Source organism: Kitasatospora sp. CB02891 (genome assembly GCF_002803145.1).
GTDB classification, from domain to species: domain Bacteria; phylum Actinomycetota; class Actinomycetes; order Streptomycetales; family Streptomycetaceae; genus Kitasatospora; species Kitasatospora griseola.
The window spans coordinates 428,905-441,104 of record NZ_NNBO01000003.1 but is presented as its reverse complement, the minus strand read 5'-3'; the positions used below and the strand labels follow the sequence as shown (position 1 = coordinate 441,104).

General features: G+C 74.3%; 10 protein-coding genes. 8 read left to right on the top strand and 2 right to left on the bottom strand.

Annotation, left to right across the window (positions count from 1 at the left end; translation table 11 throughout):
• The first annotated feature begins 1 nt into the window (after position 1).
• Positions 2-517: a DUF4240 domain-containing protein gene (locus CG736_RS10720; protein WP_100585940.1), complete on the top strand. Its 516-nt coding sequence runs from the start codon at positions 2-4 to the stop codon at positions 515-517.
• Positions 518-588: 71 nt separating this feature from the next.
• On the opposite strand, the gene CG736_RS10715 is transcribed toward CG736_RS10720, so the two are convergent.
• Positions 589-1,092 (bottom strand): GNAT family N-acetyltransferase, encoded by a 504-nt coding sequence (locus tag CG736_RS10715; protein WP_100585939.1) that lies wholly within the window; start codon positions 1,090-1,092, stop codon positions 589-591.
• 94 nt (positions 1,093-1,186) lie between these two features.
• Between CG736_RS10715 and CG736_RS10710 the strand changes: the two genes are divergently transcribed.
• Positions 1,187-2,116: a TIGR01777 family oxidoreductase gene (locus tag CG736_RS10710; RefSeq protein ID WP_198520431.1), complete on the top strand. Its 930-nt coding sequence runs from the start codon at positions 1,187-1,189 to the stop codon at positions 2,114-2,116.
• A gap of 317 nt (positions 2,117-2,433) precedes the next feature.
• Positions 2,434-3,747 (top strand): FAD-dependent oxidoreductase, encoded by a 1,314-nt coding sequence (locus CG736_RS10705; protein ID WP_100585937.1) that lies wholly within the window; start codon positions 2,434-2,436, stop codon positions 3,745-3,747.
• A gap of 165 nt (positions 3,748-3,912) precedes the next feature.
• Here CG736_RS10705 and CG736_RS10700 read toward each other — a convergent pair whose 3' ends face one another.
• Complete coding sequence (locus tag CG736_RS10700; RefSeq protein WP_232733912.1) at positions 3,913-5,520, bottom strand: regulator; 1,608 nt, start codon at positions 5,518-5,520, stop codon at positions 3,913-3,915.
• A gap of 298 nt (positions 5,521-5,818) precedes the next feature.
• Here CG736_RS10700 and CG736_RS10695 point away from each other — a divergent pair, with 298 nt between their 5' ends.
• The 5 genes from CG736_RS10695 (at position 5,819) to lipA (ending at position 12,152) form a co-directional block, all read left to right on the top strand.
• Complete coding sequence (locus CG736_RS10695; RefSeq protein ID WP_100585936.1) at positions 5,819-6,592, top strand: 3-hydroxybutyrate dehydrogenase; 774 nt, start codon at positions 5,819-5,821, stop codon at positions 6,590-6,592.
• A 69-nt stretch (positions 6,593-6,661) separates the two neighbouring features.
• Positions 6,662-8,014 carry an MFS transporter gene (locus CG736_RS10690; RefSeq protein WP_100585935.1) on the top strand — a complete coding sequence of 451 codons (1,353 nt, stop codon included), beginning with the start codon at positions 6,662-6,664 and terminating at the stop codon, positions 8,012-8,014.
• Positions 8,015-8,230: 216 nt separating this feature from the next.
• Positions 8,231-10,123 (top strand): GAF domain-containing protein, encoded by a 1,893-nt coding sequence (locus CG736_RS10685; protein WP_100585934.1) that lies wholly within the window; start codon positions 8,231-8,233, stop codon positions 10,121-10,123.
• 121 nt (positions 10,124-10,244) lie between these two features.
• Entirely contained in the window at positions 10,245-11,045 is an 801-nt protein-coding gene (gene lipB, locus CG736_RS10680; RefSeq protein WP_100585933.1) for a lipoyl(octanoyl) transferase LipB, read from the top strand.
• A 153-nt stretch (positions 11,046-11,198) separates the two neighbouring features.
• Complete coding sequence (gene lipA, locus CG736_RS10675) at positions 11,199-12,152, top strand: lipoyl synthase (protein ID WP_100585932.1); 954 nt, start codon at positions 11,199-11,201, stop codon at positions 12,150-12,152.
• Positions 12,153-12,200 lie beyond the last annotated feature (48 nt).

Genomic DNA, 12,200 nt, shown 5'->3' with positions numbered 1-12,200 from the left:
GATGGACGAGACGGCATTCTGGCAGCTGATCGACGACTCCCGGGACGCGGCCGGGGGTGATCCGGACGAGCAGGCACAGGGCCTGGTGGAGCGGCTGATGGGGCTGACCCCCGACGACGTGCTGGACTTCGCCCGGCAGTTCGAGGCGCGGTTCCAACGGGCGTACACGGTGGACGTGTGGGGCGCCGCGTACCTGCTGCTCGGCGGGGCCTCCGAGGACAGCTTCGACTACTTCCGCTGCTGGCTGATCGCCCAGGGCCGGGAGGTGTTCGAGGGCGGGGTGCACGACCCAGACCAACTCGCCGAGCTGCTGCCCGACTTCGACGAGGAGGAGGACGGCGACGCGGAGGAGCTCGGGTACGCCGCCGACGAGGCGTACGAGCGGTTGACCGGCCTGCCGCTGCCGGACCTGGGGGTGCCTCAACCGCGCGCGCCGCAGGGTGCCTGGTTCGACTTCGCGGACCGGACGGCGATGGCCGCCCGCTACCCGCAGCTGTGGGAGCTGTACGGGGACTGACGACCCGTCGACCGGGGCGGGTGGCGTCCGGGTGGCGGCCGACCGGGTGCGGGCCGCCACCGACGGTCCGGTCAGTCCAGGGCGCGGCCCATCCAGACGTCGTCCACGTAGGCGCCGTCCAGCAGGAAGTGCTCGGGGAGCACGCCGAGCACCTGGAAGCCGTTGCGCTCGTACAGGCGGCGGGCGGGCGTGTTGTGGCCGAGCACCCGCAGGGTCATCCGGCGGGCGCCGACGGCGCGGGCGGCGTCGCAGGCGGCGGTGATCAGGGCGTCGCCGAGGCCCCGGCCGCGGGCCTGCGGGAGCACGCCCAGGCCCTGGATCTGCCGGACGTGGGCGGCGGACTCCAGCGGGATCTCCTGCAACTGGCGGATGTAGCCGACGACCCGGCCGTCGAGCTCGGCCACCAGGTACTGCTCGGGCCGGTGCTGCGGGTCGAAGACCGGCGCGTCGGCGGCGCCCTTCGGGGAGACCTCGCTGAGCGTGGACCAGATGGCGTGGTCGACGGCGCGGATCGCCTGCTCGTCCTGCTCCACGGCGGGTCGGATGATCGGATCGGTCGATGGCATGGCGGCCATGCTAGGCGCTCCGCTGTGGATCTTGCCGGGAATTGTCGCCCCGTGAGCGGGCGGGCGGCCCGGCTGCCCGGGCGGGCCGGTAAGGGCTGCGAGGATGGCCGGTATGCGTATCGCGGTGACAGGTTCCACGGGATTGATCGGGTCCGCGCTGGTGGACTCCCTGGTCGGGGACGGGCACGAGGTGCTGCGGCTGGTGCGGCAGCGCTCGCGCACCGGCCCGCAGCCGGACGGGACGGTCGGGGTGGGGTGGAACCCGCTCCTGATGCAGATCGACGGCGCCGCGCTGGAGGGCGTCGACGCGGTGGTGCACCTGGCCGGGGCGGGCGTCGGCGACCGGCGCTGGTCGGACGCCTACCGGCGGGAGATCCGGGACAGCCGGGTGCTCGGCACCGAGACCCTGGCGGCCGCGCTGACCCGGCTGAAGAGCCCGCCGAAGGTCCTGGTCAGCGCCTCGGCGGTCGGCTGGTACGGGCAGACCGGGGACCAGCTGATCGACGAACGGGCGCCCAGCGGCAGCGACTTCCTGTCCGAGGTGTGCCAGGAGTGGGAGCGGGCCGCACAGCCCGCCGCGGCCGCCGGGATCCGGGTGGTGCACCCGCGCACCGGCCTGGTGCTCGACCCCAAGGGCGGCGCGGGGGCCCGGCTGCTGCCGCTGTTCAAGCTCGGACTGGGCGGGCGGCTCGGCAACGGCAAGCAGTACTGGAGCCTGATCTCACTGGCCGACGAGGTGGCCGCGCTGCGTTTCCTGATCGACTGCCAGGACCTCAGCGGCCCCGTCAACCTGGCCGGGCCCGCGCCCGTCACCAACGGCGAGCTGACCGCCGAGCTGGCCCGGCAACTGGGGCGGCCGGCGGTGTTCGCGGTGCCGGAGTGGACCCTGCGCGCGGTGCTCGGGGAGATGGCCGTAGAGGTGGTCGGCAGTCACCGGGTGGTACCGAAAGCCCTGGTGGAGGCGGGGTTCGAGTTCCTCCACCCGGACCTGGAGTCGATCGTGGCGGCGGCGCTCGGGCGACCCGGGAACTGACGGAACGTCAGGGGGCGCACGGGTGCATGGGGGCGGCGCACGGGGCGTGGACGGTGACGGTGCGCGCCCGCACCTGCCTCGCGCGCCCCGTTTGGCGCACGGTGGGTGACGGAGCCGCCCCGCTGTGTCTCCTCCGCCAGTGGTCTGAACCGATTGAGTGGCGGCCGGCGGTCTGGGTGGCCGGGTGACGGGGCATCACCTTCGACGGACCGTGTTGTCCTCGCCCCCGCTGCCCGCCCCGGCACCCCCCGCTCATTCGCGGGCACTGCCGCGCGCGGCGGCAGCGGAGGGCTCCGCCAGGGAGGGAGCACCCACTCGTGCCCGCACATGACTTCATCAGCCGTGTTCACGCCACCGACCCCGACGCGATCGTGGTCGGCGCCGGCGTCGCCGGGCTGACCGCCGCCGCCGCGCTCACCGCCCAGGGCCTGCACGTCCAGGTCCTGGAGGGCACCGAACGCGTCGGCGGCCGCATGGCCACCCGGGAACTCGACGGCTTCCGCCTCGACCTCGGCGGCCACCTGCTGAACACCGCCGACCCCGAACTCGTCCGCCACCTCGACCTGGACCGGCTGGACCTGCGTCCGCTCGCCCCCGGCGTCCTGGTGCACAGCAGCGGCCGCACCTACCGGGTCGGCGACCCGCAGCTCACCCCCGCCCGGCAGGCCGCCACCCGCAGCCCGCTCGGCACCCCACTGGACCGGGCCCGGCTCGCCGGCACCCTGTCCCGGCTGGCCGCCACCCCCACCGCCCGGCTGCTGGCCCGTCAGGAGACCACCGCCGCCCGCGCCCTGGCCGACCGCGGCCTGCCCGGTCGCACCGTGGACGGCTTCCTGCGCCCCCTGCTCGCCGCGCTGCTCTCCGACCCGGCACTCGGCACCTCCAGCCGGGTCGCCGACCTGGCCCTGCGCGACTACGCCCGCGGCCGGCTGTGCGTCCCCGCCGCCGGGATCGGCGCCGTCCCCGCCCAGCTGGCCGCCGGGCTGCCGGACGGCACGCTCCGCCCGGGCGTGGACGTCACCGCGGTCGGCACCGACGGTGTGGAGACCGCCGCGCACGGCCCGATCCGGGCCCGCGCGGTGATCGTCGCCACCGACGCCGCGACGGCTGCCGCCCTGCTCCCCGGCCTCCGGCAGCCCGGGTTCCACCCCGTCACCACCTACTACCACGCCGCCAACCGCTCGCCGCTGGGCGAACCCGTGCTGCTCCTGGACGCCGAGCGCACCGGCATCTCGCACTCCCTGGTGCTCAGCGACGCCGACCCGTCCTACGCCGCCGACGGCCGCGCCCTGATCGCCACCACCGTGCTCGGCCGCCGCGCCTTCGACTCCGGCGGCCCGGCCGGCGACGAACCCGTCGTCCGACGCCGCCTGTCCGAGCTGTACGGCACCTCCACCGCCCCCTGGGAGTTCCTGACGGTCCGCCACGCCCCCGACGCGGTCGTCACGATGCCCCCGCCGCACCACTTCCGCCGGTCCGTCCGCCTCCTGGCCGGCCTCTACGTCTGCGGCGACCACCGCGACACCGGCACCCTCCACGGCGCGATCGCCTCGGGCCGGCGGGCCGCGAGCGCCGCCCTGCGCGACCTGGGGGTACGAACGGAACCGGAGGTCGTCGAGGCGGCGGCCTGAGGGCGCAGGGGCCCGGGGAACGGCGGGCCGAGTTCGCCGGTGCTCAGCGGGGCGCGAGAGGGTCCCCGTTTCCGGTCCCCAGGACGGGGACCGGAAACGGCGGAACGCCCGGCGCCCCGTTGCTCGCCGGCAGACACGGCCTCGCCGTTCCCGGGCCCCCGGGATCTAGATCACCCCTGCCTGCCGGGTCGCCTCCTCGAAGGCGCGCGCCGCAGGCGTGGTTCGGTACGGGGCGAGGCGGCGGTGGAAGTCGCGGAGGTACTCGACGGTGCGGGCGGAGCGCATCTCGCCGGCCGCCCGGAGGCTGTCGGTGGCCATCGAGCAGGACTCGTCGACGTCGCCCATGCCGAGGCGGGCGGAGGCGAGGACGAGGCGGCACAGGATGCGGCTGCGGGCGTACGCGGGGGCGCGCAGGCGCAGCGACTTCTCGGCGTGCTGGGCGGCGGGGCGCCACTGCTGGAGGTCGCGGTAGCAGTGGGCGAACTCGTCGGCGAGTTGGGCGTCGTCGAAGTAGCGGGCCCAGGACGGGACGTCGTCGCCGCTGCGGGCGGTGGCCAGGGCGCGTTCGCAGCGGACCAGGGCGGTGGTGCAGGCGCGGACGTCGCCCGCCAGGGCGTGGCCGCGGGCCTCGGCGGCGTGCATCAGGGCCTGGACGACGGGCGCGGCGGTGGTGCCGACGCCCTGCTGGGCGACCCGGGCGAGCTGGATGGCCTCGCGGGCGTGCCCGAGGTGGACGGCCTGTTGGCTCATGGTGGTCAGCACGAAGCCGCCGAGGACCCGGTCGCCGGCCGCCTGGGAGAGTCGCAGCGCCTGCACGAAGTAGCGCTGGGCGAGGCCGTGCGCGGCGATGTCGAAGGACGTCCAGCCGGCCAGTCGGGTGAGGTCGGCGACGGCGCCGAACAGGGCCCGGCCGATCTGTTCGCCGTAGCGGCCGCGGAGCATCGGTTCGGCTTCGCTCTCCAGGTAGCGGACCAGCGCCTGCCGGGCGTGGCCGCCGCCGTAGGCGTGGTCGAGGGCCCGGAAGAGGTCTCCGACGGCGCGGATCGCGGCGATGTCGCCGCGGCCGACCCGGACCGGGGGACGGGTCTCCCGGGCGTCCGCGGCGGCGGGTTCGAGGGCGCTGCCGCCGGGGCGGCGCGAGCCCTGCGGGGGGACCCGGGCGGCGGCGCCGGGCGGGGGTGTGCGGAGTTCCTCGGGGGTGAGGGTGGTGCCGTCCCGGGCGACGCGTTCGTCGGTGCGGCCGATCAGCCAGTCGCGGCTGGGGACGACCAGTCCGGCGGGGGTGAAGGCGATCTTGCGCAGTTCCGCGTAGGGGCCGTTGTCCTTGCGCCACATGGAGGCGACGATGTCGACGGCCTCCTGCGGGGTCTCGGCGAACTCCAGCCCGGCGTAGACGGGCGCGCAGGCGTCCAGGCCGACGTCCTGGGCGGTGAGGCGGCGGCCGAGGCGGCGGGTGAAGACTTCGGCGATCAGCGCCGGGGTGGCGCCGCGCGGCTGTTGGCCGCGCAGCCAGCGGGTGACGGAGGTCTTGTCGTAGCGCAGGTCGAGGCCGTGTTCCAGGCCGAGCTGGTCGACCCGGCGGGCGAGGCCGGCGTGCGAGAAGCCGGATTCCTCGATGAGTGCCGCGAGTTGGGGGTTCTGGGCGCGCCCGCCGGACGGTGGGTCGGCCGGCTCGGCGGCGCGCGGAGGGGTCTCGTCCGCTCCGGTTTGGCGCGGGCCGAGCGGGTCGAGCGGTCGGTACGCCGGGCTGTCGATTACGGGCCGTTGGGGCATAGCAGTCCACACCTCTCAGGCGCCGATCCGGCCCCTCCTGCCCGGTACAGCGCCCCCTGATCGGGAATCGGCGCGAATGTAGCGAGCATTGGGACGCTATGGGTGGATTCGGCCCACCCGTCCTCCGAACGGGTGAACCAGGCCCGCCCGTTCTGAGGAAGCCCGGGCACCGCGTGTTTGAGTTCGGGGGCCCTTGCCCGCCTTCCGGCGGCATGGCGGGCGGCACCATGCGGGATGGGGATGCTGTGGTGTCCGCCCACATCGTTGCGGGGCCCGCGGATTCCTACCGTTCTCGGCCATGGACACCACTTCTGACCCGCTCCTCCGACCCTCCCTGCACGGCCGCACCGCACTGGTCACCGGCGCCGCCTCCGGCATCGGCAGGGCCTGCGCGGAGGCGTTCGCCGCGGCCGGCGCGCGCGTGTACGTCGTCGACCTGGCCGCCGCGCCCGCCGAGGAGCTGGCGGAGCGGATCGGCGGGGTCGCGCACGTCGCCGACCTGTCCGACCCGGACGCGGTGGAGGCGCTGCCGACCGACGCGGACATCGTGGTCAACAACGCCGGCCTGCAGCACGTCGCGCCGGTGCACGAGTTCCCGATGGAGCGGTTCACGCTGATCCAGCGGGTCATGGTGGAGGCCCCGTTCCGGATCCTCCGCCGCACCCTGCCGCACATGTACGAGCGCGAGTGGGGCCGGGTGGTCAACATCTCCTCGGTGCACGGCCTGCGCGCCAGCGCCTTCAAGTCGGCGTACGTGACGGCCAAGCACGCGATGGAGGGCCTGAGCAAGACCGTCGCCCTGGAGGGCGCCCCGCACGGGGTGACCAGCAACTGCATCAACCCGGGGTACGTCCGCACCGCGCTGGTGGAGAAGCAGATCGCCGCGCAGGCGCTGGCGCACGGCATCCCCGAGGACGAGGTGGTCGAGCAGATCATGCTCGACCGGACCGCCGTGAAGCGACTGATCGAACCGGACGAGGTGGCGCAGCTGGCGGTGTGGCTGTGCTCGCCGAGCGCCTCCTACATCACCGGCGCGAGCCTGCCGGTGGACGGCGGCTGGACCGCGCACTGAGCGCGGCCGCCGCGGGCCGATAAGGTCCTGAACCTCCCTCACCCCCCATCTCACGCCAGGGAGTTCCTGATGGCTGCCCCTCCCGAACTCGCGAAACCCGCCTCCCTTCCCCGGGTGGTGGCCGCCTCACTGATCGGCACCACCATCGAGTGGTACGACTACTTCTTGTACGGATCGGCGGCGGCGCTGGTCTTCGGGCACGTCTTCTTCCCGAAGTCGGACCCGCTGACGGGCACTCTGCTGTCCTTCCTGACCTACGCGATCGGGTTCGCCGCCCGGCCGCTGGGCGCGCTGGTGTTCGGGCACTTCGGCGACCGGATCGGCCGCAAGAAGCTGCTGGTGCTGTCCTTGCTGCTGATGGGCGGGGCGACCACCCTGATCGGCTGCCTGCCGACGTACGACCAGGTCGGCGTGGCGGCGCCGGTCATGCTGACGGTGCTCCGGCTGGTGCAGGGCTTCGCGCTGGGCGGCGAGTGGGGCGGGGCGGTGCTGCTGGTCTCCGAGCACGGCGACCAGCGGCGGCGCGGCTTCTGGGCGTCCTGGCCGCAGGGCGGTGCGCCGGCGGGCAACCTGCTGGCGGCCGGTGTGCTGTCGCTGATGACGGCCGTCCAGTCGGACGCGGCGTTCCTGTCCTGGGGCTGGCGGGTGCCGTTCCTGCTGTCGGCGGTGCTGGTCATGGTCGGGCTGTGGATCCGGCTGGCGGTGGACGAGTCGCCGCTGTTCAAGGCGGCGCTGGCGGCCGCCGAGGAGCGCACGGAGCAGCAGAAGCCGCCGCTGGTGGCGGTGCTGCGCGACCACTGGCGGGACGTGCTGGTGGCGATGGGCGCGCGGATGGCGGAGAACATCTCGTACTACGTGATGACCACCTTCGTGCTGGCGTACGCCGTCGGCCACACCCACCTGCCCAAGCAGACCGCGCTGAACGCCGTCCTGATCGGCTCGGCCGTCCAGTTCGCGCTGATACCGCTGTTCGGGGCGCTCTCCGACCGGGTCGGCCGCAAACCGGTGTACCTGGTCGGCGCGGTCGGCGTCGGCGTCTGGGCGTTCGTGTTCTTCGGCCTGGTGGACACCAAGGACTTCACCTCCCTGGTCACCGCCGTCACCGTCGGCCTGTTCTTCCACAGCATGATGTACGCCCCGCAGGCCGCGTTCTTCTCGGAGCTGTTCGCCACCCGCACCCGCTACTCGGGGGCGTCCATCGGCGCCCAGTTCTCCTCCGTCGCGGCCGGCGCCCCCGCGCCGCTGATCGCCACCGCGCTGCTCAAGGACTACGGCAGCGCCACCCCGATCGCCGTGTACGTGGCGATCGCCGCCGCGATCACCGTCCTCGCCGTGCTGTGCGGCCGGGAGACCCGCGGCACGGACCTCGCCGAGGCGGGCGCCGCTCGGGGGGACTCCGTGAAGGCCGCTACGACGGTCTGACCGATTCCGACAAAATCAGGGCCGCGTCACCGGGCACCCGCCCGGCGGCGCGGCCCCGGCCCGTCCGGGGCCTGTCCGGTCGGTCTCGTCGGATCAGCGTGCTCCCAGCCGGGATGATCCGGCGTCGCGCGCCCGGCAGGATCGACCGGACAGGCCCCAGTGCGACGGGCCGCGGGCGACGGGGCCACGGGGGGCACGAGTGACAGGGAAGACCGAATGGACCGCCACACCACCGCCGCACCGGCGCTGCGCCGACTCCTCGACCTGCTGGCGACCGGCGCCGCCACCGAGGACTTCGGCGAAGTCCTCGCCGAAGCCCGCCGGCAGGGCGCACCCGCCCAGGTCCTGACCGAGATCGACGACGCCACCTGGCAAGCCCTGCGGGTGCACCGGACGATGCGTCAGCACCGCCGCCGCGAAGCCGAGCTGACGGCCCTGTTCGACACCGCCGGAGACCTCGCCGCCTCCCGCGACCTCGACGCCGTGCTGCAGGCCATCGTCCGCCGCGCCCGCATGCTGCTCGGCACCGACACCGCGTACCTCACCCTCCCGGACGAGCGGGCCGGCGACACCTACATGCGGGTCACCGACGGCTCCGTCTCACCGATCTTCCAGACCCTGCGGCTCAGCCTCGGCGACGGCCTCGGCGGCCTGGTCGCGCAGACCGCCCGCCCCTACGCCACCCACGACTACCGGGTCGACGAGCGCTTCCGGCACACCGGCAAGATCGACGCCGGTGTGCTCGACGAGGGCCTGGTCGCCATCATCGGCGTGCCGCTGCTGCTCGGCGGCACCGTGATCGGCGTGCTGTTCGCCGCCGACCGCACCCCGCGCGCCTTCTCCCCCGACGAGGTCGCGCTGCTGTGCACCCTCGCCGCGCACGCCGCGATCGCCCTGGACACCGCCAAGTCGCTCGCCGACACCCGCGCCGCGCTCGCCGAACTCGCCACCGCCAACGCCGTCATCCGCGCCCACGCGGGCTCCGTCCAGCGCGCCGAACAGGCCCACGACCGGCTCACCGACCTGGTCCTGCGCGGCGCGGAGGTCGCCGACGTGGCCGCGGAGGTCGCCGCGCTGCTCGACGGCGAGGCCTCCGTCCACGACGCGGAGGGCGCCCCGCTCACCGGCCCCGGCGGCGCCCCCGACGGCCTCGCCGACGCCGTCGCCGCCTCCCGCGCCGGCGGCCACGCCGTGCGGCACGGCGCCGAGTGGGTCTGCGCCGTCCTGGCCGGCCAGGAACTGCTCGGCTCGCTCGTGCTGCACGGCAGACCCGAGCTGGACGACGCCGACCGGCGGGTGTTCGAACGCGCGAGCGTGGTCACCGCGCTGCTGCTCCTGCTGCGGCGCTCGGTCGCCGAGACCGAGAACCGCGTCCGCGGCGAACTGCTGGCCGACCTGCTCACCGCCCCCGACCGCGACCCCGCCGGCCTCACCGCCCGCGGCCGCCGCCTCGGCGTCGACCTGGGCCGCCCCCACCTGGTCCTGGTCGCCGTCTCCGCCGACGCCACCGCCCGGGAACGGCTCGCGGGCGCGGCGGCCCGGTACCTGTTCGGCTCGCGCGGGATCAGCGCCGAGTTCGGCGACGGCGTCGTCCTGCTCGTCCCGCACGACGGCACCGGCGACGGCGCGGTCGCCGCACTCGCCGCGGAACGCCTCGCCCGGCTGGTCGGGGCGCCCGTCACCGTCGGCACCGGCCGCGCCGCGAGCGGGCCCGTCCCGCTGGCCGCGGCCTACGCGGAGGGCGTGCGGTGCGTCCGGGCCCTGCACGTGCTCGGCCGCGAGGGCGACGGCGCGTGCGCGACCGACCTCGGCTTCCTCGGCGTCCTGCTCGGCGACGGCCACGACGTCGAGGGCTTCGTCCGCGCCACCCTCGGCCCCCTGCTCGACTACGACGCCAAGCGCGGCACCGAACTGGTCCGCACCCTGCGCGCCTACTTCGACTGCGGCGGCAGCCTGACCCGGGCCAAGGACCTGCTGCACGTCCACGTCAACACCGTGGTGCAGCGGCTGGACCGGGTCGAGGTCCTCCTCGGCCGCGACTGGAACCAGCCGGAGCGGGCGCTGGAGCTGCAGCTGGCGCTGAGGCTCCTGCTGCTGGCCACGGGATGAGAGACGCGGGCGGGCGCGGCACCGGGGGCGCGGGCGAGCGATCAGCCGTGCCGGAAGGGTGCGCCCGGGCACGGGCGTACAGTGGCGAGGTTGAGCTGAGCCGGCCGACAGGCAGGAGCGTGTGGTGAGCGAGAACGTGCGGTTCGTCCGGATGGGGATAGGCGAACGGACCGTCCCCTACCAGGAGGCGTGGGCGGAGCAGCAGCGGCTGCACGCGTTGCGGGTCGCGGACGAGATTCCGGACACGGTGCTGCTGTTGGAGCACGACCCGGTGTACACGATGGGCAAGCGCACCAACCCGGAGGACCTGCCGCTGGACGGGACGCCGGTGGTGGAGGTGAACCGGGGCGGGGAGATCACCTGGCACGGCCCGGGGCAGCTGGTGGGGTACCCGATCGTGAAGCTGCCGGATCCGATCGACGTGGTGGCGTACGTGCGGCGGCTGGAGGAGTCGCTGATCCGGGCGTGCACCGAGTTCGGGGTGGAGACCGCCCGGGTGGAGGGCCGCAGCGGGGTGTGGAAGCTGGGCGCGGCGATCCCGGGCGCGGTGGTGGACCCGTCGAAGGTGGTGGAGATCGGCAAGCTGACGCTGCGGATGGGCCTGCCGCTGGGCATCGACCCGCGTCTCGCGGGCCCGGAGTACGCCCCGTCCAACGCGGGCCAGCGCGGCGACGACCGCAAGCTCGCGGCGATCGGGGTGCGGGTGGCGCGCGGCGTGACCATGCACGGCTTCGCGCTGAACTGCGACCCGGAGATGACGTACTTCGACAAGATCGTCCCGTGCGGCATCCGGGACGCCGGGGTGGCGTCGCTGAGCGGTGAGCTGGCCCGGCCGTTCTCGGTGTCGGACGCCGTGGGGACGGTGGAGCGCACGCTGCGCGAGGTGTTCGCCGAGCTGCCCGAACCGGCCGTCGCGGTCTGATCCGCGCGGATCGTCGCAGTCTGATCCGCGCGGTCGCGGAATCGGCGCGCCGTGCCCGGTGTTGCCTTCCGAACGAAGGCCCGGGGCCCGGAGCAGGCCATCGAAGCAACGGCGTACTCTTTGGGGTACCCCGTCTAGTTCTAGGAGTCGCACGTGTCCGCTGTCGCACCCGACGGCAGGAAGCTTCTCCGCCTGGAGGTCCGCAACAGCGAGACCCCCATCGAGCGGAAGCCCGAGTGGATCAAGACCAGGGCGAAGATGGGGCCGGAGTACAACGCCCTGCAGTCCCTGGTGAAGAAGGAAGGGCTGCACACGGTCTGCCAGGAGGCGGGCTGCCCCAACATCTTCGAGTGCTGGGAAGACCGCGAGGCGACCTTCCTGATCGGCGGCGACCAGTGCACCCGCCGCTGCGACTTCTGCCAGATCGACACCGGCAAGCCCGCCGAGTTCGACCGGGACGAGCCGCGCCGGGTCGCCGAGTCCATCGTCACGATGGACCTGAACTACGCCACCATCACCGGTGTCGCCCGTGACGACCTGGCGGACGGCGGCGCGTGGCTGTACGCCGAGACGGTCCGCCAGGTGCACGCGATGACGGCGGCCCGTGAGGCCGGCCGTACCGGCGTCGAGCTGCTGATCCCGGACTTCAACGCCGTCCCGGAGCAGCTCGCCGAGGTGTTCTCGTCCCGTCCCGAGGTGCTCGCGCACAACGTCGAGACGGTGCCGCGGATCTTCAAGCGGATCCGTCCGGCGTTCCGCTACGAGCGGTCGCTCGACGTGATCACCCAGGCCCGGGCGGCCGGGCTGGTCACCAAGTCGAACCTGATCCTGGGCATGGGCGAGACCCGCGAGGAGGTCAGCGAGGCGCTGGCCGACCTGGTCGACGCCGGCTGCGAGCTGATCACCATCACCCAGTACCTGCGGCCCTCGCTGCGCCACCACCCGGTGGAGCGCTGGGTGAAGCCGCAGGAGTTCGTCGAGCTCCAGCAGGAGGCCGAGGAGCTGGGCTACGCCGGTGTGATGTCCGGCCCGCTGGTGCGTTCCTCGTACCGGGCCGGCCGGCTGTACCGGCAGGCGCTGGAGCGCCGCGCGCAGGCGGCGGTCTGAGCAGCTCCGTGACGCTGTGACGCTGTGCGTGAGGAGGGCGGGCCCGAT